This is a genomic window from Cognaticolwellia beringensis (assembly GCF_002076895.1).
GTDB classification, from domain to species: domain Bacteria; phylum Pseudomonadota; class Gammaproteobacteria; order Enterobacterales; family Alteromonadaceae; genus Cognaticolwellia; species Cognaticolwellia beringensis.
In genome coordinates this window covers 3,879,159-3,902,066 of the sequence record NZ_CP020465.1, presented here as the reverse complement: position 1 = coordinate 3,902,066, position 22,908 = coordinate 3,879,159, and the positions used below count along the sequence as shown (strand labels likewise).

Sequence of the window (22,908 nt, the reverse complement as noted above, 5' to 3'; positions counted from 1 at the left end):
GGTTAAAAACTCCTTTTAACCCTTATTTTACAGAGATAATTATGTCTTTAAGTGATGCTGAAATTCTGAATGAATTTCTCAAAGACCACCCTACTATTGAAATTTTCGAAGTTATTCTTCCCGATATAAACGGTAAATTAAGAGGTAAATGGATCGAAAGAAAAAACATTAAAAAAGTCATTAAAGGTGGCCTTAAATTACCGTTAACTGCCATTGCTTTTGACATCTGGGGCCGTGATCCTAGTAGTTGGGTTTACCAAAGCGGCGACGAAGACGGTGTTTGTATTACAGACATACGTACTCTTTCAACTGTGCCTTGGTTAACTAGACCCACCGCACAAATTTTGATGTCGTTGAATAACTTTGATAACACACCTTGTTCGTACGATGTCCGCAATATTTTAAAAAATATTATGACACGCTTTGACAAACTCGGTTTATCAGCAATGCCTGCTTTTGAAATGGAATTTAGTCTATTTGAAAATCAGGATGATGAACTAGGTCAGCCCGTTCATAGCCAACTAAGCTCTTCAGGTGTTAATGCTGGTCAAACCTATGGTTTAGAGTGTATGCAAGATATGAGTGAGTTTATGCACGGTGTGCGTGACGCTGCTCAAGCGCAAAATTTACCTATTGATACTTTGATTACTGAAGCGGCGCCTTCACAATATGAAATTAATTTATATCATCAACCTGACGCCTTAGTCGCTGCTGATCAGGCCTTAATGCTTCAACGCGCAATTAAAGGTGTAGCACAGCAATTAGATTTACGAGCATCATTCATGGCTAAGCCATTTGCCGACTTATCCGGCAACGGCATGCATATGCATTGTAGTTTACTCGATAAAGACGGTAACAACGCATTTGACAACGGTACAGATGAAGGTAATGAATTACTGCAACATGCTATTGCCGGTTGTTTAGCAACGTTAGAAGATTGTATGCTAATTTTTGCACCACATTTAAATTCATACCGCCGTTTTAAAGAAGGTTCACATGTGCCTATGACCCCAACTTGGGGTTATGAAAACCGCACGGTAGCTATAAGAGTGCCTGCCGGAGACCATAAAGCCATGCGTGTTGAACATAGAGTGGCTGGCGCAGACGCAAATCCATATTTAGTAGCGACAGCGATTATTGCGGGTATGTTATATGGTATTGAAAATAAACTCGCTGCTCCTGAGCCAATTACAGGAAACGCCTATACTCAGATTAAACCAAGCTTACCTAGCACATGGCTAGAATCTATTGAGCATTTTAAACAGTCAAAGTTTATTGAAGAATACTTTGGAGCAGAATTTCAGCGGGTGTTCACGACGACTAAAGAGCAAGAGTTGGAAGAGTTTACTACTAAAATAACAACACTTGAATACGAAACTTACTTGTAAAATATTGTTATTTTTAGCTTTATCCGCTGACTAATTACATGTAGTTAGTTAGCGGATCCCCTTCTACATATTTTTCCTCACTCATTAATGAGTCAATAAATAAGTAAAACAATTCAGACTGAGAATTAATATCAAGCTTAGCATAAGCATGCTTGCGATGTAATTTTACGGTTTCTACGACAATATTTAATTCTTCTGCGACTGTTTTTGTCGTATGACCATGGAGGATCAAGTGCACTACTTGCTGTTCTCTTTGCGTTAAAATCGAAGCACCAAAGTGATCTAAGGCATGTTGCATTCTCATTCTGATATTAGTCGGATCATCATTAATATTGGTTTGTTGCCAATGACATTGGCAAACTTTTTCTATCAAAGGCAGGATATCTGCTAACAAAGTTAATTCTTTTTTTGTAAAACTCTTTAGTCCGCCAGTGCGCCCTAAAGAGATATTGATAAAATCGTTATTTGGTAAGGAAATAAGGTAACCAACTTCATCTTTTAATCCAGAATTACAGTACCAAGTACGGTAATATTCTGTTTGCTTAAAGCCGGAAGGCATTATTTCTTTAAAATGAAAAAAGCCGCGTTTATTTTTTTGAGTAGCCATTAAATAAAAAGGATCGATTAAAAATGCACCTTTAACAAACAAGTCTATATTATGACTACCGCCCTTCATCGGTTCATCAAAATATTCTAATGTCGGTAAATCAGAATGCCGAAATAAGATTATTGTTACATCATTACTTTCAACAAGTTGCTTTAATCCTAGCGCTAATTTATTCGAAAAATTGGGATCTGATAAATCATCAATCCATCCCGCCGTAATATCAGCTATTTTTGCAATATAAGACATAACATTTAATACTTTTTTAATTAGATACCCTATTATAAATAACATTGTCATGATGATAATACTATAGAGTAATTGAATATATCTGCAGTAACTCACTAATGAGAAACAATTAATTGATTTTTTACATAAGAAAAAGTCAAACTGGTGTAGTTTGACTTTATTTAGATTTTGGTTAGTTATACTAACAAGTCTATGTTTTTATGCCGTAGTGTTTTGCCGTGTAATCTAACGCAATAGTCAAACGGGCAATTAACAGATCAATTTCTTCTCTATTACAAACCATAGGCGGTGCAGTAACTATTGCGTCGCCTACTGAACGTACCATCAAACCATGATTAATCGCATGAGTTTTCACCATTGCACCACCAGCACAATCAGGCGCTAAACGCTCTTTTGCTGAATTGTTTTTAGCAATTTCTAACGCAGCAACCATACCCATACCACGTACTTCACCTACAATAGGGTGACTTTCTAAAGTACGAAGTTGTGCTTGGAAGTAAGGCATAATATCTGCAGCAGCATTTTCAATCACTTTATCATTTTTTAGAATATCGATGGTGGCGATACCCGCCGCACAAGCCGCAGGATGACCTGAATATGTAAAACCGTGGGTAAACTCGCCGCCGTCTGCCGATAATACATCAGCGACTTTATCGCTAACCAAAACTCCGCCTAGTGGCTGATAACCATTAGTAACCGCTTTTGCAAAGGTCATTAGGTCAGGTTCAAAACCAAAAGTTTGTGCGCCGAACCAGTCGCCGGTGCGACCAAAACCACAAATAACCTCATCACTAATTAATAAAATATCACGCTCTTTACAAATACGAGAAATTTCTGGCCAGTACGTTTCAGGTGGCACAATAACACCGCCAGCACCTTGAATGGGTTCAGCGATAAACGCTGCAACATTCTCTTCACCTAGTTCATCAATTTTTGCGGCTAATTCTTGAGCAACTTTAATACCGAACTCAGCTTTATCCATATCGCCACCTTCAGTAAACCAGTTAGGTTGACCAATGTGCTCTACATAACTCAGACCTGTATATTGTTTATGCATGCCGCTAAAACCACCTAGCGAACCGGCAGCAATAGTCGAACCGTGATAAGCACCATGACGACTAATGAATATTTTCTTGCTTGGCTTGCCGAGTAAGTCGTAGTAACGGTGCACTAAACGTATGTTGGTATCGTTTGCTTCAGAACCTGAGTTAGTGAAAAAAACATGATTAAATTGCGCAGGAGAAATATCAACCAATGCTTTCGCCATTTTTACCGTTACATCAGTCGTACACTGAAAGAAGCTATTATAAAATGGTAAGCTATTTAATTGATTACTAATAGCTTCGTTAATTTTCGGTTGACTATAACCTAAGTTACAACACCAGAGTCCAGACATACCATCAATTAACTCTTTACCCGCTTCGTCATAAATATAAATATGTTCCGCTTTAGTATAAATTGCAGTATCTGTTGCTTTATATTCTTTAAAGTCAGTAAAAGGATGTAAAAAATGTGTTTTATCTAACGTATTTAATGATGTATTGTTATGACTCATAGCTGTTCTCTTTATATAATAAAATGCTCTAATATGTTGGCTACACTATTGGGTTATAGCCGCATTTGCTCTCTTCATGTCTAATAGTTTCACATAAAATCCACACTATTGGATTACCCCTAAAGAGTTGTATGAGGAGAAAAGTTAAGGTGAACTTTAAAAAACCAGTGATTGGTATAGTCTGTGATGTAATAAAATATGGCCTTAATGGTTTTCATGGCGTAGGCGAAAAATATATTAATGCCATTGCTCACGGGGCGAATGCAATTCCTATTCTAATTCCTGCGCAACCTGAAGCCCAAGACCTTGAATCTTTAAGTGTGTTTTTTGATGCTGACTTTTTCGAACAACTTGACGGCGTATTCTTTCCGGGTAGTCCCTCAAACGTAGAACCTCATCATTACGGTACGGAGACATCAAAAACCCCCGAAAGCCATGATAAACAAAGAGATGGTTCTAGCTTGCCTTTAATTAAACTTGCCATTGAAAAAGGTATTCCTTTGCTGGCAGTATGTCGTGGTATGCAAGAGCTAAATGTTGCTATGGGAGGAGAACTTCATCAGTGCTTGTTCCATCATGAAGAATTTATTGAACATCGAGAAAATAAAAATGGCACACGCGATGAACAATATGCACCAGCACATGACGTTACTTTATCCCCTGATGGTGTCTTAGCTAATATATTAGGTGCAACAACCCATAAAGTGAACTCACTACATGGACAAGGTATAAAAACACTGGGTAATGGTTTAAAGGTTGAGGCTACTGCCCCTGATGGTTTAGTTGAAGCCATCAGCGGTAATGACAATAGTAATTTTGTTGTAGGCGTGCAATGGCACCCTGAATGGCAATATCAACAAGACAAGCTATCAAGCAGTTTATTCTCCGCATTTGGCGAGGCGATAAACCAAAGGTTCAAAGAAAAAAATAATAAATCAATGTGATAATCACACATACTTATTCACATAAAAATAAATTTTTGGAGATTTACATGAAAGACTGTCGTCAATTTTATATTAATGGTCAATGGGTCAATCCGTTGGCTAACAAAGATTTTGCTGTGATTAACCCAGCAACAGAGCAAGAAATTGCCGTTATTTCTTTAGGTACAAGCAAAGATGTTGACCTAGCCGTAGCTGCAGCGAAAGCTGCCTTTTCTACTTTTGGTTACAGCAGCGTAGAAGAGCGTATATCGCTATTAGAGTCTTTGTTAAAGCAGTACATGGATAACTATGATGCAATGGCACATGCTATTTCATTAGAAATGGGCGCACCTATCGACTTTGCAACAAACGCACAAGCCGACTGTGGTAAAGGTCACATTGAGTCAACATTAGCAGCGCTAAAAGAATTTGAATTTTCACGTACTTTAGGTAATGCCCAAATTGTTAAAGAACCCATTGGTGTTTGTGGCTTTATTACTCCGTGGAATTGGCCAATAAACCAAATCGCTTGTAAGGTAGCTCCTGCTCTGGCCACTGGTTGTTCGATGATTCTCAAGCCAAGTGAAATTGCACCATTATCAGCGCAATTATTTGCCCAAATGATACATGATGCCGGTTATCCAGCAGGTGTATATAACATGGTAAATGGAGATGGCATGGGCGTTGGCTCTGCTATTTCAGCGCATAAAGATATCGACATGGTTTCATTTACTGGTTCTACTCGTGCGGGTATCGCAATTGCAAAATCTGCAGCTGATACCGTTAAACGTGTTGCACAAGAGCTTGGTGGCAAGTCACCCAATATTATTTTGGATGATGCAGATATCGATAAAGTAGTAAAAAATGGTGTTTTGCATTGTATGAGCAATACGGGGCAATCGTGTAACGCACCAACGCGTATGTTGGTACCGGCGAGTAAATATCAACAAGCTATCGCGGTAGCAAAAGCAACCGTGGCTAAAGTAAAAGTGGGCAACCCTGCTGAGCATGGCAATCATATTGGTCCATTAGTCAGTGAAGGCCATTTTGAAAAAGTGCAAGCTATGATCCAAGCTGGAATTGATGAAGGTGCTACATTACTTGCTGGTGGTGTGGGCAAGCCTGAAGGCTTTGAAACAGGTTACTATACTAAACCTACTATTTTCTCTGATGTAACTAACGATATGTACATCGCACAAGAGGAAATTTTCGGGCCAGTTTTGGTGATAATTTCTTATGCTGATGAAGCTGAAGCGATTCGTATTGCTAACGATACGCCTTATGGTTTAGCCGCCTTTATTCAATCAGGAAATCCTGAGCGAGCACAACAAGTGGCTAGGAAAATACGCGCCGGCATGATCTGTATCAACGGTGGTTCACATACTTACACTTCTCCGTTTGGTGGTTTTAAGCAGTCAGGTAATGGCCGTGAATGGGGAGAGTTTGGTTTTGATGATTTCTTGGAAATTAAATCTATCAGTAGCTAACTTCATTTTAATAGCATGGATAATATTATGACTAAAGTGGTTGTTATTACTGGCGCAAGTTCAGGTATTGGAGTCGCGGCTGCGCTAAAATTTCATCAGCAAGGTTATAATGTTGTTCTTGCTGGCCGAAATGAAGCGCGTCTTAATGCCTTAGCAAGTACCTTAGCTAACACAATTATTTGGGCCGGTGATTTAACACAAAGCACAGCTGGTGAAACGCTTGTTAACTTTACGATTGCAAATTTCGGCCGATTAGATGTGTTAATAAATTGTGCCGGTGTTATTCATCGTGCTACTGCACTTGATACGACTGATACCCAATGGATAGAGACGATGGCGGTTAATTTAAATGCGCCATTTTATTTATCCAGAGCGGCAATCCCTCATATGAAAGAAGCCGGTGGAACCATTCTTAATATAGCGTCTGACTGGGGCTTAAAAGGTGGAGCACTGGCTGCCGCTTATTGCGCTAGTAAAGGTGGTTTAGTGCTTCTAACTAAAGCCATGGCGATAGATCATGCTAAAGATAAAATTCGCATTAATGCCATTTGTCCTGGTGATGTTGATACGCCCATGCTAAAAATAGAGTCAGAGCAACGGGGCATTGACTATAAAGCAGCGATGATCGATAACAATGCTGATAGTTTAACCGGCCGCATCACGCAGCCTGACGAGGTTGCCGCTTTATGCTTATATCTTGCTTCAGACTGTGCCGCACAAATTACGGGTACCGCCATTTCTATCGACGGTGGTAATACCGCTTAACGTTGTTCTGTTGTTACTAGTTCGTCCCAGTATTATTAACGCCTATGTAAGTAAACTAAACTTACAAAGGCGTCATACCATTTCACTAATTATCTGCCCGCTTCTACTGATTTAAAAATCAATAAATTTTATAACTTACTGTTATCTCTGCGCATAACATTTAATGAACGAATATAACAAAGCTCAGTAAGTTCACAAAGTAGATACGTTTCTGGACAAACCTTTAATAGTCTGCCAAAAATAAAACGTCTATATATTGCTGTTCATAATCAGCTCACTAAGTTTAATAAACTTTATCCATAAAGCTTAACCAATAAGCTCATATTGTCCTTAGCAAACAGCTATTGTGCTTTTAATTTCTTATAAGTTGCTATCACGAGCGCTTAATACACGTTAATATACTGAATTAATTACTCAAAATATTACTCAGAACTTCATGGCCTTAAAATCAACCATTAATAAAGCGACAATCCATTTATCTGATATGGACCGTAACTATTATGACACTATTCAATTAACCATAGCGCAGCACCCTTCTGAGAATGATCGTCGTATGATGATAAGACTCATTGCTTATGTGCTAAACGCCAGTGAAAACTTGCAATTTGGTAAGGGGGTAAGTGACGAAGATGAAGCTGCCATTTGGCGAGTAAATTATAGTGACGTGATAGAGCTCTGGATTGAACTTGGCCAGCTTGATGAAAAGCGCTTAAAAAAAGCCTGTAATCGCGCGCAAGAGGTAAAATTATATTGCTTTGGCACAAGTGTAGATACTTGGTGGCAGCAATCTAAAAGTAAACTAAATCAATTTAATAAACTGTCAATTGAGCGTTTTAGTGAAGAAACTTCACAAGCTTTAGAGTTGCTAGCAGACCGTTCAATGGAATTTCAAGTGAGTATCCAAGACGGGCAAGTTTGGCTGACAAGTGGTGAAGAGTCATTATTGATTGAACTTGAGAAGTTAAAGTAAATTTAAGCTGGTTATGTTTATGAGTGCATCTCTACTCAATAACCCATAGCCTTAAACTATTGATATATTTTAATAGTTCTTCGACAGTAAACGTCTAGATACAACTTATGCTGAGCAATGCCTAAAACTATGAAAATAACATTTACCCCTAATGCAAAAACAAATCTTAACTTAAAAATCAAAACTATATTAGCGGCGATCGTTATTACCAGCTCGTTTTGTAGTGTTGCGGAAATAATATCTTCAAAGCAAGTCATCAAAGATATTACCTATTTAGCGTCTGACGACTTAAAGGGTCGCGCAAGCTTTAGTCCTGAAATTGACCAAGCGGCAAATTACATTGCCCAGCGTTTTAAAGACATTGGACTCAAACCCCTTAAAAATAAAAGCTTCCTGCAACCTTTTACGGTTCATAAAATTCAACCTCAAACGCAGAATGTTGTACTAAATCATAAAAAAATCAGCCGTGAAGATATTGCTATTGCGACGACGATAGAAAATATAGATTGGCAAAACAGCAATGCTCAGGTGCATATTGTTGGTAAAGATGATGATATGAGAAAAACCTTAAGTGAGCTAAATCAACAAGGTGGTCAACATCTTGTTGTTATCCATAATACGCACGCTAAAATATTTAAAGCTTATCAAAATTACTTTACTCGTGGTTTAACTAAGCTGTCACTTGAACATCCTGGTGCACTTGTTTTGGTGTTAAGTGACGAAGATAAAGTCGAAAACTATGCGATCAATGCCAGTGTAACAATCACTCAACAGTCTCTAACTAATGTTGTTGGTATATTACCTGGTAGACAAAGCGCAAAAGAAATTGTTTTATACTCATCACACTATGATCATTTAGGAATAACAGAAGATGGTAAGCAAATTTATAATGGTGCTGATGATGATGCCTCTGGCACAACTGCAGTATTAAATTTAGCGCAATATTACGCAGAAAAAGGCAATAACAAACGCACGTTAATGTTTAGCGCATTTACTGCAGAAGAAATCGGCGGTTTTGGCTCTAAGTATTTTTCACAGCAACTCAATCCCGACAATGTAGTCGCCATGATTAATATTGAAATGATAGGTAAACCATCAAAGTTTGGTGCTGGCACCCTTTGGATGACCGGTATGGAACGCTCTAATTTAGGGACCCTTTTGAATGATAAGCTTGTTGTGCTTAACAGAAAAATTTATCAAGACCCTTACCCAGAACAAGGGCTTTTTTATCGATCAGACAATGCAACTTTAGCCCGATTAGGCGTTCCAGCACACAGTTTTAGTAGCACTCAACTTGATAAAGACCAGCATTACCATAAAGTAACTGATGATATTAGCAGTTTAGATTTATCTTCAATGCATCAGGTAATTGAAACCTTAGCCACAGCGACACAAGCGCTCGTAGATGGCTCAGCAACACCCACGCGTATCGATAAAACACAAGTACGTGTCAAGGGTAAAATTTACTAAAGTATTCAGCTTCAAGGCTGTTATGATTTTTACAGTAACTTAAATTTCTGCCAAATAAAAATAACGCATGCTTAATCCTGCGCTCTGTTTTTGTTAATCAGTTCTGTATTCAATAATTATTTCAGCCACTGCCAGCGCATTTGAAATTCCAGTTCGTTGCTATCAATAACAACAAAGTCGTGGCGTAAATATAATGCTTTAGCCGGATTATTTAGCAGCACATTTAAGGTTATATTGAGCTGTTTCTCTTGAGCTTTCCGCTTCACTAACCCAAGTATTCGACTGCCAATACCTAAACCTTGATATGCCGGTAATAACTGAAATTGACGTAGGTGAATTTTATCGGAAAATAAACCTAACTTTAATAATCCAATGGTATTATTTTGGTATAAAATAATGTGCGAATCAGAAAAGAATTCATCAATGCGCTGCATATGCGAATGATCATTGAGATAAATTCCAGCAGCTTTTAGATTCGCGTCCATCGATGTTTTTCGTAACGTTAAAAGAAATGCTCTATCGTTTGGTATTGCCCGCCGAAAACTAATAATCGCGGCACGCTTTTGGCTAGCACTGTTACTTTCTGATACTTGCTTTATTGATGACATTGAGCGCGAATAATTTATCAATTAATACTACTACTATAGCAAGTTGATTTATGAGGTAAACCCTAAATAGATCACTTGAAATAAACAACAGTTCTGGAAAGCTACCGCAAAAAAGACTCCATTGAGCGCTGCATGCTTGATCGCCAAGGTAAGATAACGGCAATATAGCGTATAAATTAAAATAGGAAATCAACATGACCTTCAATAAATCACTCATTGTTATCACAATTTCAGCGGTATTATCTGTTGCCTGCAGTAATGAGACGACGACACAAATAGGTAAAGGCAATAATGCACTTGCCATGCCATCAGAATTAGCCAAAACTGATCTCACCGTTAACGCTTCTCAAGCAGCAAATGAGCTATTTGATACTATTTTTATGGAAGGTGTTAATCGTAACCCTGTCAGACAAACCTATCTTGGCATTAAAACTGACTATGATAAGTGGCAAAACCTTTCAGAGGAAAACAGTGCGAAGGAGTTGGCTTTTGCAAAACAAGCACTACAACGTATACAAGTTATTAACGTAAACAATCTTGATAAACAAACAAAGTTAAGTTACGAGCTACTATCACAAAAGCTAGAACAACAAATTGCTGACTACCCTTGGCGCCACCATAACTATCCGGTTAACCAAATGTTTGGTGTACATTCCCAAATACCGGCGTTATTGATCAACCAACATAGCATTAAAGATACCAAGCAAGCTCATGACTATATTGCCCGCGTAAAAAACTCAAAAGTCTTGCTTGAGCAGTTAGTAGAGCAACTTAAAATTAGAGCAGATAAAGGCATTATTGCGCCAAAATTTGTTTTTGGTCATGTGATCCGAGATTCTAAAAACTTAACGATTGGTGCGCCTTTTGATAACGGTGCAGAAAGCACTTTGTATGCAGATTTTACAAAAAAGATAGCACTATTAGATATTTCTGAAACAGAAAAAGAATCGTTAACCGCCGAATTATCAATGGCTTTAACCAATGAATTTAAAGCGGGTTATCAGCAATTAGTCAGTTACTTAACTGAGCTTGAAAAACAAGCCGACACCACTGACGGTGCGTGGAAGTTTCCAGACGGTGATGAATTTTATAACAATGCTTTAACTCGTACGACCACCACTAATTTAACCGCTGATGAAATTCATAAAATTGGCTTAGATGAAGTCGCTCGTATACATGATGAAATGCGCGTAATAATGAAAAAGGTCGGTTTTAAAGGCTCGTTGAATGAGTTTTTCCAATTTATGCGTCACGACCCACAGTTTTATTATGCAGGAGATGAAGCCGGACGTCAGCGTTATTTAAATGAAGCAACAGCATTAATTAACACCATGAAAGGTGAATTAGATCAGCTATTTATTACCAAGCCTAAAGCAGATTTAAAAGTTAAAAAAGTAGAAGCCTTTAGAGAGAAGTCTGCGGGTAAAGCATTTTACCAACAACCGGCACCTGATGGCTCACGTTCAGGTATTTACTACGCAAATCTATATGACATGGAAGCCATGCCTACCTACCAAATGGAAGCTTTAGCCTACCATGAAGGCATTCCTGGACATCATATGCAAATAGCACTGAAACAAGAGCTAGAAGGTATTCCAAAGTTCAGAAAATTTGGCGGTTACACCGCTTACAGTGAAGGCTGGGGCTTATATTCAGAAATGATCCCGAAAGAGATTGGCTTTTATCAAGACCCTTATTCTGACTTTGGTCGTTTAGCGATGGAATTATGGCGAGCTTGTCGCTTAGTGGTTGATACTGGTATTCACAATAAGAAATGGGACCGTGTCCAAGGTATCGAATATTACGTTAACAACACACCGAATGCCGAATCAGATGCGATAAAAATGGTCGAACGCCATGTTGTTATGCCATCACAAGCGACTGCATATAAAATTGGTATGTTGAAAATTGTCGAGCTGCGAGCAAAAGCAAAACAACAATTAGGCGACAAGTTTGATATTCGCGAGTTCCATGATGTTGTGTTAACAAATGGTGCAGTACCACTGAATGTACTTGAAGATATGGTGAATGACTATATCGCGGATAATAGCTAAAACTATCCAACAGTAAGTACTATTATTAGTTTGTTTTATCATCAGCTAACGTGATATTGTGTAAAATATAAAAGACGTTACAAACGTCAAATGCATACGCCTTTGGCGTTTTTTATTTTATCTGCTTTCAAATAAAGCTTCATCGGAGCATTATAGTCAGCCAAGGCTTTAAAACCCGACAAGGAATGAGAATGGAGCTAAAAGTTATCCCTATTGTGCAAGTAGTCATTGCCATGATATTAATGACACTAATACAACGCTTTTTACCGACGTTAAACTACAGCGATATTATTAACCCAAAAATCAACTCAATATTGGTAACGCTATTAGTGATTATTGCGATATTAATCGGCTTTCTTGCCATTTATAGCTTTCGAAAACATCAAACAACGGTCAACCCGAGTAAACCCGAGACCTCATCTCAGGTGGTTGATAGCGGGATATATCACTATTCTAGAAACCCAATGTATTTGGCGATGCTTTTAGCATTACTGGCTTATGCTTGTTATCTTGAAAATCTTTTAACTTTTCTTATTTGTGGACTTTTTATTTGGTATATAGGCAAATATCAAATTACACCAGAAGAGCGTATGCTAACCAAACTTTTTGGCCAAGATTACGCTCACTATAAAAACAGTGTTCGACGCTGGCTATAACCCATAGTTGGTGCTTTATTGATGATTGATATGCCATAAACAAAAGCCATAAACAAAAAAAGCACTAGTCAACGATAGCGCTGATAGTGCTTTTTTAAGATTTGAGTTATCTAGATTTTTAAAGACTAGCCCTCAAATTCTTTCATTATTAATGGCTTACGCTTTCTTTAAATAGCTTGCAACTAGCACGATACGCGTGCCATTCACTTTACCTTCAATATGCTCTGGGTTATCCGTTAAGCTGATTCCGCGGACCATTGTCCCTTGCTTAGCCGTAAAGTTAGCGCCTTTAACTTTTAGATCTTTAATCAAGGTGACATTATCGCCATCTTGTAAATCAGCGCCATTGCTATCGCGAGTTGGCCCTTCTCGCTCTGCGGCTGCTATTCCCTGCTCAGCCCAAGTTTTAACAGCATCTTCTAAATAAATCATATCTAAGGCATCTTGCGCCCAGCTTTCAGCTGACAATTTATGCAACATACGATAAGCCATGACTTGTACAGCTGGCTCTTGGTTCCACATAGCGTCAGTTAAACAGCGCATATGATTAATATCAAGCTCTGCATTGCCTTCAACCTGCCCTAAACATGTATCACACAAATAAATACTTTGTTGAGCACTTAAGTCACTTGTGGGTGGGACAGGAAATACCGATAAATTGGCAGGTGAAGTACATAATTCACAGCTATTATTACTGCGTGCTTTCAAAGCATTTTCTGTTGGCATAAAAGGTTCTCCCTAAATTTTTGCGCTATTATACCAAGTTGATTAATTAACTGCTTCTAATTTACCGATTTAAAAAGTGCAGATTATGAACGCGGGGGGAATTAATGCCTATGGCTATTTATCTAGTGAAGGGGTTTAAAGAAATTTTTAACATTTTTTAAAGGGATACTCTAGCTTTGCTACTTTAAAACGAAAAAGTAGCAAAGCTTCTAAGTAGGATTTAATCTAGGTTTTTAGTGATATGGTGTGACGCCGCGGCAGTAAAAACAACATCAGTCGAGCTATTTAATGCCGTTTCTGCTGAGTCTTGAATTACACCAATAATAAATCCTATTGCGACTACTTGCATGGCAATGTCAGTATTAATACCAAACAAGCCACAAGCTAATGGAATAAGTAATAATGAACCACCAGCTACACCTGAAGCCCCACAGGCTGACACGGCTGCAATAACACTCAGTAAAATAGCGGTAGCAAAATCAACTTCAATATTTAAAGTGTTAGCCGCTGCAAGTGTTAAAACAGTAATAGTAATAGCAGCGCCAGCCATATTGATGGTGGCACCTAAAGGGATAGAAACCGAATAAGTATCTTCATGTAAATCAAGCTTTTCACAGAGTTCCATATTTACTGGAATATTTGCGGCTGAACTACGGGTAAAGAAAGCGGTAATTCCCGACTCTTTTAAACAGGTTAATACTAATGGATACGGATTTTTCCGCATAATGAAATACACGATTAACGGATTAATTATCAGGGCAATAATAAGCATTGAGCCTAATAATACTAACACTAAATGACTAAACTCACCTAAGGTCTCAAAGCCGGTTGTCGCTACCGTATTCGCAACTAAGCCCATAATACCTAATGGCGCGAAACGAATAACTAATTTGACCACGCTGGAAATAGCTTCGGCAAAATCATGAACCATGACTTTTGTTGACTCACTACCCTTTTTCAACGCAAAACCTAAACCTAAGCCCCAAGCTAAAATACCAATAAAGTTTCCGGTAATAACGGCGTTAAAAGGGTTATCAACAATTTTGAATGCCAACGTTGTTAATACTTCTCCCAAGCCTTGCGGGGGGTTAGCACTAGCGCCAACAATATCTAGGGTTAATTGCACAGGGAACATAAAACTTAACGCAACTGCGACTAATGCAGCACTTATGGTACCAATTAAATACAGCCCTACAATAGGCTTTAAGTTGGCTTCGCTATTCGGCTTTTGGTTCGCAATAGACGAGGCAACTAAAACTAAGACCAAAATAGGGGCTACCGCTTTCAATGCATTGACAAATAAGCTGCCCAATATGGAGAATGACATTGCTATATCAGGGGAGATAAGTGCTATAAAAATCCCCAAAACAATTGCAATGATGATTTGATTTACGATGTTAATAGATTTTAGCTTACTAAAAAGTGAATAATTTTCTGTTGTCATAATTTTTCTTATTTGAGTTGTTGTACTGATGATCACGCTAACGTGTCGTGCAAGATTTTTACCACTTAAATGTGGTTACTGTCTAGTATATTCGTTGTATGGTTACTTTAAAAAGACGGTTCACTGTCCCAGGAAACAATCAACGCCAAATCAGGTCTATCGGCTAAGAAAGCTTGACAAACAAAGTGACCTACAACGGCAACTAATTCATTATCATAATATATAAACGGTAACCTTTTTCGCTGCCAAGGTGGAATAGATAGCTCTTGTAAAACCTTTTTTAAAGCGCGTGAACGCTGCCGGTATTGCGGTAAACATGTAGGATTATCGTGAGAAAATCTAACGCTGACCAATTGGTTAGTTGCAGGCTGTTTTATTGCCGTTTGCCAATGACTTTTTGTTGTAACTTGCTCTGAATTTATTGAAAAACTTAATACGCCCAACTGTTCTGGAAGCTGAACATTTAACCGGCTTTTATCAGGTACGCAACTCAAATCTACGCTTTGTTGCCATAACGTAATATCCTGATAAATAGGGGTTAAATACAAGCCATCCCTAAAACGTCTAAAACAACAATTAGCGAGTTGAATAACAGGCGACTTATCTGCATCAGCATTAAGTTGTTGGCATATTTGTGCTAACTGCTGACGAGTGGGCATTAAAAAATTATGACCAGATAAAAAATAGCGTATAAGATTTTTAAGGCGTGATTCGCTCAGCTTATATAAATGAGGAACCGAAAGCTTAAAAGTTGAAAGCTGACATTCAGCTAAATCGTCTTGGGCTAACTCATCAAGTAATTGTTGCGCTTCAAAGCAATGCTCTGCACTGCGCGCAATGGTCTTATTGATACTTGGCCAACGTTCATTTAGTGTAGGTAAAATCTGATGACGTAAAAAGTTTCGATCATAGTGCTCATCAGTATTAGACTCATCTTCAATCCAGCTTAGCTTTTGTTGATTTGCGTAGTCAACTATATCGTCACGTGAAACGGCTAACAGCGGGCGAGCTAATGTGTGCTGTGCTAATGCCGAACTTACCAGCATTGCTGATAAACCTTTAACCCCTGCTCCGCGCTTTAATGCTAATAGAAATGTTTCAGCTTGGTCATTAAGATGATGGCCAGTAACAATGATTGCCGGCTCCGTACTGGCTTTAATTAGCACTTGATAACGTGCATCACGTGCCATTGCTTCTAAGCTTTGTTGCGCTTGTTTCTTTAAATGAAGTTTCTGGGTGAGCAAAGGTAGATCAAAGCTATCACATTGTTGTTGAGCAAAAACTTGCCAAGTGTCGGCATGAGGGCTTAAACCATGATTAACATGACAAACAACAACAGGGTTAGGAAGTTGTCCCTGTTGTTTTAATTTCGCCAATGCCACCAATAGCACTTGTGAATCTACACCGCCGCTATAAGCAATAATAATAGGTTTGTCTGGTGTGCTTTTAAAAAACTGCACCAGCGCTGATTCAATTATATTCACAGATTTAATAAATAGTAGGTAAAAGTGTTGTTGCGAGGATTATTTTAGTAAAGACAATAAAAAGCGACCTGTTGAGGTCGCTTATGTTGAACTTAACAATAACCGAACGACATTAACTTGTCATAACGACTTTCAATTAGCTCTTCACTAGACAATTTATCTAGGTCCGCAAGATCAGATTTTAAAGCTTGCTTAAGAAAAGCGGCCATTTGATCCATATCGCGATGAGCACCACCTAAGGGTTCTTCAACGATACTATCGATAAGACCTAGTTCTTTGATACGTTTCGCTGTAATACCCATAGCTTCTGCTGCTGTAGGTGCTTTCTCAGCAGTCTTCCATAAAATAGAAGCGCAGCCCTCAGGAGAAATAACAGAATAAGTTGAATACTCAAGCATGTTAACTTTATCACCAACGCCTATGGCAAGTGCACCACCAGAACCACCTTCACCGATAACGGTACAAATGATTGGCACATTCAATCGTGACATCACTTTTAAGTTCATAGCTATGGCCTCACTTTGGCCACGTTCTTCAGCGCCAATACCCGGATAGGCACCTGGAGTATCAATAAAAGTGATAATGGGCATTTTAAAACGCTCTGCCATTCTCATTAAACGTAAGGCTTTACGGTAACCTTCAGGACGAGGCATACCAAAATTACGTTTTACTTTTTCGTTAGTAGAACGACCCTTTTGGTGACCGATGACCATCACAGGTCGTCCATCTAAACGCGCAGTACCACCAACAATAGCTTTGTCGTCGGCATAAGCTCTATCACCAGCAAGTTCATCGAACTCAGTAAAAATACGTGGCAAATAATCTAGGGTATATGGACGCTGCGGATGACGCGCAACTCGTGCTGTTTGCCAAGGATCTAAGCTAGAAAAAATCTTTTTTGTTCGCTCGTTATTTTTCTCTCGCAGCTGAGAAATCTGATCTTCTAAATCAAGATCGAGTTCTTGGCCATTGTTGACCAACTGCAATTCTTCAATTTTTGCTTCAAGTTCCGCAATTGGAAGCTCAAAATCTAAAAAATTTAATGACATATGATTATTATTACCTATGTTGTCTTTGAGTACCGTTATTAAAGAACGCTACCTATTTAAATTTTAACTCGACTTGCTCTTCACCCAATAGGGTTTTCAAATCGTATAATAGCATGTCGCTTGGCGATACGCGCCACTGTACCCCTAACTCTAGCATACCTTTCGCTTCATCTCTTTGATAAAAAACACGAATTGGGCAAATACCATCTTTATAAGGTGTGAGCACCTGTGTAAATTGCTCGATAAATCGTCCCGAAAGCTGATTTTTATCGATTTGTAAATCTAATGACGTGACATAATTCTCACGTGCATCAGCAATGGTCATTATGTCTCGAGCGGTCATTGTAATACCCCCAGAGTAATCATCAAAGCTGACCTGTCCGCTACAGACTAAAATTGCATCAGAAATAAGCAATTCTGCGAACCTATCGTAGTCATCTGGGAATAAACGAATATCCATCCGGGCGCTTTTGTCATCTAATGTTACCAATGCCCAACGACGACCGCGTTTATTCACTAAAACCCGCACAGCCAGAACCAAACCTACCGCTACGGTAGTTTTATCTTTATTTGTTGGTTGTAAGCTAACTAAACGTCCTGTCGCATAACGTTTAATTTCATTTAAATAACGATTTATAGGGTGACCCGTTAAATATAAACCTAAAGTTTCTTTTTCGCCATCTAACCATCGTTGTTCAGGCCACTTAGCAACCTCTTTATAGACTTGTCTATTATCTTCAGGCTCTTCGTTTATTAAGCCAAATAAATCATTTTGCCCTATAGCTTGCGCTTTAGCATGTTGTTCAGCTGCTTTTAACGCCTCAGGTAAAGACTCAAATAAAGCCGCACGATGAGGACCGGCTTTAGCATTCGGTCCAAGGGCATCCATTGCACCCGATTTAATTAATTTTTCTAACACCCGTTTGTTGATCTTTTTCAAATCAACCCGAGCGCAAAAATCAAATAAATCAATAAACTCGCCGTCACTTTCCCGCGCAGCGATTATGGCTTCAATTGGGCCTTCACCAACACCTTTTACAGCGCCAATACCATAAATAATTTGGTCGTCATCATTAACTGTGAATTTATATTGCCCCCGGTTTACATCCGGCGGTAATAGATCAAGTCCCATGTTGCTGCACTCGTCAACTAAGGTAACGATTTTATCGGTGTTATCCATATCAGCTGACATTACCGCGGCCATAAAAGGCGCCGGGAAATGGGTTTTCATCCACAGAGTTTGATAAGACACTAAGGCATAAGCGGCAGAATGCGATTTATTAAAACCATAACCCGCAAACTTTTCAACCAAATCAAAAATTTTCATCGCCAGCTCGCCATCAACGCCACGACCTATCGCACCGGCTTCAAAACCCGCTCGCTGTTTTGCCATTTCTTCTGGCTTTTTCTTACCCATGGCACGACGTAACATATCAGCGCCACCTAATGAATAGCCGGCAAGTACCTGCGCAATTTGCATAACCTGTTCTTGATAAAGAATAATTCCGTAAGTCGGTTCAAGAATTGGTTTTAAGTCAAGATGTTGCCAAGTTTCATCTGGGTAACTAATCGCTTCACGGCCATGTTTACGTTCGATAAAGTTATCAACCATGCCTGATTGCAAAGGCCCAGGTCTAAACAGCGCCACCAAAGCAATGATATCTTCAAAGCAATCGGGTTTTAGTTTTGCAATCAGCGATTTCATACCGCTAGACTCAAGTTGGAAAACCGCGGTTGTTTCCGATTTTAATAAGACTTTAAAACTGGCTTTATCTTCAAGATCAATACCGGCTAAATTGATCGGTTCTTTTCCCTGTTTTAACAGTTTTGCGTCCGCCATTTCAATGGCCCACTGCAATATCGTTAAAGTACGTAAACCAAGAAAATCAAATTTAACTAAACCGGCATCTTCAACATCATTTTTATCAAATTGCGTTACCGGATTTTTACCTTCTTCGTCACAATAAAGTGGCGCAAAATCGGTGATCGTGGTCGGCGAAATAACCACACCACCCGCATGTTTACCGGCATTTCGAGTTGTACCTTCTAAAATTCGGCACATATCAATCAGATCTTTTACGTCACTGTCTTGCGCATAAACCTCAGGTAACTTTGGCTCTTCTTCAAATGCTTTCGCTAACGTCATGCCCGGTGTTGGTGGGATCAATTTTGAAATACGATCAACAAAACCGTATGGATGGCCGAGCACTCGACCAACATCTCGAATTACCGCTTTTGCGGCCATGGTACCAAAGGTAATGATTTGAGATACCGCGTCACGACCATACAACTCAGCAACGTGATCAATAACTTCATCGCGTCTGTCCATACAAAAATCGATATCAAAATCAGGCATTGAGACACGTTCAGGGTTTAGAAATCGCTCAAAAAGTAAATCATACTCGAGGGGATCTAGATCGGTAATTTTTTGTGCATAAGCAACCAATGAACCTGCCCCTGAACCACGACCAGGACCGACAGGAATATTATTATCTTTACTCCATTGAATGAATTCCATCACGATCAAAAAGTAACCGGGGAAGCCCATATTATTGACAACTTTGAGCTCGATGGCCAAACGTTCATCATAAGGTTTCCGTTTCTCGGCAAAGTCAGGAGCGTCTTTATCAAATAAAAACTCTAACCTTTCCTGTAAACCTTCTTCTGAGACTTTCACTAAATAGTCTTCAATCGACAATCCTTCAGTAGGAAAGTCAGGTAATACATATTCCCCTAAACGTACGGTAACATTACAGCGTTTTGCTATTTCTACTGAGTTAGCCAGCGCTTCGGGAATATCAGCAAAAAGCTCGACCATTTCCTCTTCGGTTCGTAGGTATTGTTCTTTAGAATATTTTTTCGGACGGCGTTTATCATCTAGGGTAAAACCGTCATGTATAGCGACACGAATTTCATGGGCATCAAAGTCATTAGGACTTAAAAACATCACCTCATTGGTGGCAACCACAGGCAGGTCATGACTCGCGGCAAGTTCAACGGCAAGGTGAATATAGTTTTCTTCATCATTACGGTTGGTTCTAATCAGTTCAATGTAATAACAATTAGGAAAATATTGCAGATAAAACGCGAGCATTTCTTCAACAAACTCTCGATTACCTTTTAACAGCGCTTTGCCTACGTCACCTTCTCGGCCACCCGATAGCAAAATTAAGCCTTCTGCACGCTCAATTAACCAATCTCTATCTAATACCGCTTTGCCCTGAATATGTCCGCGCAAATACGCTTTAGAAATTAATTCTGTTAAGTTTTTATACCCTATGTTGCTGCTAGCTAAGACAACGAGGCGAGACAACTCACCTTCAAGTGCCTCACTTTTAACCCAGAAATCGCAGCCGATAATGGGTTTTAAACCTGCACCATGTGCGGCATGGTAATATTTTACTAGACCACATAAATTTGTTTGGTCAGTTAATGCCATGGCTGGCATATTCAATTCAGCAGCACGGGCAACAATCGGCTTAACTTTCTTTAAACCGTCCGACATTGAATAATCACTGTGTATTCTTAAATGAATAAACTTCGGATCACTTCGGGCTGGAATTACATCGGATTCAGCGATGGTTAGTGTTGACTCAGATTCAGACATCTAGTGCTCTAATTATTTTTATTATGCGTTGCTGCATTAGCGAGTACATTGGCGACAGGTTTAAAGCTTCGACGATAACAATCGAGTACACCATGCTCGATGATTTTTTCAAGATGAGCTTTTGTCGGGTAACCTTTGTGTTGTGCAAAGCCATAATAGGGATAAAGCTTGTCTAATGCGACCATCTCATCATCTCTAACGACTTTAGCTAAAATCGACGCCGCACTAATTTCTGATACACGCGCATCACCTTTTACCACACTTTGACTGGCAATATTACCACTTTCATGGGCAAATGTAGGGCAACGGTTACCATCAACCAAGACATAGTCAGGTTTCACTTTTAAACCTTGCACGGCGCGTTGCATAGCCAACATAGTGGCATGAAGAATATTAAGGGTATCAATTTCTTCAGGAGAGGCACGGCCAATCGACCAAGCGATAGCTCGTTGCTTAATTTCTCCCGATAAATGCTGCCTCTTCTTTTCTGAAAGCTTTTTTGAGTCCATCAAACCTTCAATAGGATTGTCAGGATCTAATATAACTGCCGCCGTTACAACATCACCCACTAAGGGCCCTCGTCCAACTTCGTCAACGCCTGCGATACAATAGGCTATGGGATATTCAAAGGGCGGAAAAACTTTTTTAACTGTAGGCATAATTACTCAGATTCAATATTATAATAAAGCAATAACAGCTTTAGCGGCTTGTTCACTGGCATTTTGCTTAAGCATTAAGTGTATATCTGTATAGGCTTGATTTAACACTGATTGATCTTCAAACAGACGCTCTTCAATTAAAGGAAGAATATTGGCTACGGTAACGTCTGATTGCAGCAGTTCCGGTACTAAACTTTTATTGGCCAGTAAATTGGGTAATGAAAACCACTTCAATTTCACAAAACCTTTAAACATGTGGTACGTCAGTGGATGAAATTTATAACAAATTACCATCGGACGTTTAACTAGGGCGGCTTCTAACGTTACTGTGCCAGATGCCGTCAACAAGCAGTCACTAGCCGCCATCACCTCTTGAGTTTTACCGATAATAACCTGCACTTTTAATTCGGGAGCTATTTTTTGATGCAATTGATGGAATTGCTCAGCTCTTTTCTCACTGATCATGGGGACAACAAAGCGTAACTCGGCATTTTTTGCTTGCTCACAGAGCAGCAATTTTTTAGCCGTGAGCAAAAACGGTTCAACCAAGCGTGAAAGTTCCCCACCTCGGCTACCGGGCATTAACGCTAGTATTTTTGAAGAATCAGGTAAGCCGAGGGCTTGTCGAGCCATCAATTTATCTGAAACCAAAGGAATATCATCCGCAAGCGAATGACCAACGAAAGTACATGGAATTTGATGTTTATCGTAAAACGCTTTTTCAAAAGGTAATAACGACAAAACCATGTTAGTCGCTTTAGCTATTTTGAATACGCGTTTTTCACGCCAAGCCCAAACCGAAGGACTGACATAATGAACGGTTTTTATCGCTTGGGATTTTAACTTAGCTTCTAAAGTTATATTAAAATCAGGCGCATCTATGCCAATAAATACGTTAGGTTTATTGGTATAGAAGTATTCACATAAGGATTTTCGAATATATAATAATCGGCGCAAGCGTCCGAGTACTTCAAACACACCCATTACAGACAGCTCTTCCATGTCAAAGAGACTTTCAAAGCCTAACGCGAGCATTTTAGGGCCACCAATGCCGATAAATTTTGCATTTGGGTGAGTCAGTTGAAGTGCTTGCATCAAACCAGCACCTAATGTATCGCCGGAATGCTCGCCAACCACTAAAGCGAAAGTAACTGCTGAATTATTCATAATTTGATTAGATGATAAATGATTGTTCGCTAAAGATTTTGAA

Annotated in this window: 18 protein-coding genes; 8 read left to right on the top strand and 10 right to left on the bottom strand. The window is 39.2% G+C overall.

The genetic code is table 11. The features are described from left to right. The first annotated feature begins 41 nt into the window (after window positions 1-41). Window positions 42-1,388 (top strand): glutamine synthetase family protein, encoded by a 1,347-nt coding sequence (locus B5D82_RS16440; RefSeq protein WP_081153053.1) that lies wholly within the window; start codon window positions 42-44, stop codon window positions 1,386-1,388. 34 nt (window positions 1,389-1,422) lie between these two features. Here the strand turns inward: B5D82_RS16440 and B5D82_RS16435 are convergent, their stop codons facing one another. Both B5D82_RS16435 and B5D82_RS16430 read right to left on the bottom strand, forming a co-directional pair. Continuing rightward, complete coding sequence (locus tag B5D82_RS16435) at window positions 1,423-2,292, bottom strand: response regulator transcription factor (RefSeq protein WP_081153052.1); 870 nt, start codon at window positions 2,290-2,292, stop codon at window positions 1,423-1,425. Window positions 2,293-2,431: 139 nt separating this feature from the next. Next, window positions 2,432-3,796, bottom strand: coding sequence for an aminotransferase (locus B5D82_RS16430; protein WP_081153050.1), 1,365 nt, complete (start codon window positions 3,794-3,796; stop codon window positions 2,432-2,434). A gap of 149 nt (window positions 3,797-3,945) precedes the next feature. Between B5D82_RS16430 and B5D82_RS16425 the strand changes: the two genes are divergently transcribed. The 5 genes from B5D82_RS16425 to B5D82_RS16405 all read left to right on the top strand — a co-directional run bounded on the left by B5D82_RS16425 (window position 3,946) and on the right by B5D82_RS16405 (window position 9,411). Beyond that, a complete protein-coding gene (locus B5D82_RS16425; protein WP_216629000.1) occupies window positions 3,946-4,740 on the top strand; it encodes a gamma-glutamyl-gamma-aminobutyrate hydrolase family protein in 795 nt (264 codons plus the stop codon). Window positions 4,741-4,787: 47 nt separating this feature from the next. Then, a complete protein-coding gene (locus B5D82_RS16420; RefSeq protein WP_081153048.1) occupies window positions 4,788-6,206 on the top strand; it encodes an aldehyde dehydrogenase family protein in 1,419 nt (472 codons plus the stop codon). 27 nt (window positions 6,207-6,233) lie between these two features. Next, complete coding sequence (locus tag B5D82_RS16415) at window positions 6,234-6,971, top strand: SDR family NAD(P)-dependent oxidoreductase (RefSeq protein ID WP_157673923.1); 738 nt, start codon at window positions 6,234-6,236, stop codon at window positions 6,969-6,971. Between the two features lie 436 nt (window positions 6,972-7,407). Continuing rightward, the gene (locus B5D82_RS16410) at window positions 7,408-7,941 is read left to right on the top strand and encodes a YaeQ family protein (RefSeq protein ID WP_081153045.1); all 534 of its coding nucleotides are present in this window, start codon (window positions 7,408-7,410) and stop codon (window positions 7,939-7,941) included. A 129-nt stretch (window positions 7,942-8,070) separates the two neighbouring features. Further along, window positions 8,071-9,411: a M20/M25/M40 family metallo-hydrolase gene (locus B5D82_RS16405; RefSeq protein WP_081154566.1), complete on the top strand. Its 1,341-nt coding sequence runs from the start codon at window positions 8,071-8,073 to the stop codon at window positions 9,409-9,411. 116 nt (window positions 9,412-9,527) lie between these two features. On the opposite strand, the gene B5D82_RS16400 is transcribed toward B5D82_RS16405, so the two are convergent. Continuing rightward, window positions 9,528-10,040, bottom strand: coding sequence for a GNAT family N-acetyltransferase (locus B5D82_RS16400; protein WP_245807495.1), 513 nt, complete (start codon window positions 10,038-10,040; stop codon window positions 9,528-9,530). Window positions 10,041-10,213: 173 nt separating this feature from the next. Here B5D82_RS16400 and B5D82_RS16395 point away from each other — a divergent pair, with 173 nt between their 5' ends. Together B5D82_RS16395 and B5D82_RS16390 are read left to right on the top strand one after the other, a co-directional pair. Continuing rightward, on the top strand, window positions 10,214-12,073 hold the full coding sequence (locus B5D82_RS16395) for a DUF885 domain-containing protein (RefSeq protein WP_081153042.1): 1,860 nt from the start codon (window positions 10,214-10,216) through the stop codon (window positions 12,071-12,073). Between the two features lie 191 nt (window positions 12,074-12,264). Further along, complete coding sequence (locus B5D82_RS16390; protein ID WP_157673922.1) at window positions 12,265-12,729, top strand: methyltransferase family protein; 465 nt, start codon at window positions 12,265-12,267, stop codon at window positions 12,727-12,729. A gap of 156 nt (window positions 12,730-12,885) precedes the next feature. On the opposite strand, the gene B5D82_RS16385 is transcribed toward B5D82_RS16390, so the two are convergent. The 7 genes from B5D82_RS16385 to lpxB form a co-directional block, all read right to left on the bottom strand. Then, a complete protein-coding gene (locus B5D82_RS16385; RefSeq protein ID WP_081153038.1) occupies window positions 12,886-13,455 on the bottom strand; it encodes a PhnA domain-containing protein in 570 nt (189 codons plus the stop codon). A 220-nt stretch (window positions 13,456-13,675) separates the two neighbouring features. Next, a complete protein-coding gene (gene sstT / locus B5D82_RS16380) occupies window positions 13,676-14,899 on the bottom strand; it encodes a serine/threonine transporter SstT (protein WP_081153037.1) in 1,224 nt (407 codons plus the stop codon). Between the two features lie 107 nt (window positions 14,900-15,006). Further along, window positions 15,007-16,383: a tRNA lysidine(34) synthetase TilS gene (gene tilS / locus B5D82_RS16375; protein ID WP_081153035.1), complete on the bottom strand. Its 1,377-nt coding sequence runs from the start codon at window positions 16,381-16,383 to the stop codon at window positions 15,007-15,009. A gap of 92 nt (window positions 16,384-16,475) precedes the next feature. Then, window positions 16,476-17,432 (bottom strand): acetyl-CoA carboxylase carboxyl transferase subunit alpha, encoded by a 957-nt coding sequence (gene accA, locus B5D82_RS16370; RefSeq protein WP_081153034.1) that lies wholly within the window; start codon window positions 17,430-17,432, stop codon window positions 16,476-16,478. 52 nt (window positions 17,433-17,484) lie between these two features. Beyond that, window positions 17,485-21,039, bottom strand: coding sequence for a DNA polymerase III subunit alpha (gene dnaE, locus B5D82_RS16365; protein WP_081153032.1), 3,555 nt, complete (start codon window positions 21,037-21,039; stop codon window positions 17,485-17,487). Window positions 21,040-21,047: 8 nt separating this feature from the next. Then, a complete protein-coding gene (gene rnhB, locus B5D82_RS16360) occupies window positions 21,048-21,698 on the bottom strand; it encodes a ribonuclease HII (RefSeq protein WP_081153031.1) in 651 nt (216 codons plus the stop codon). A gap of 18 nt (window positions 21,699-21,716) precedes the next feature. Further along, entirely contained in the window at window positions 21,717-22,868 is a 1,152-nt protein-coding gene (gene lpxB, locus B5D82_RS16355; protein ID WP_172820685.1) for a lipid-A-disaccharide synthase, read from the bottom strand. Window positions 22,869-22,908: the final 40 nt, after the last annotated feature.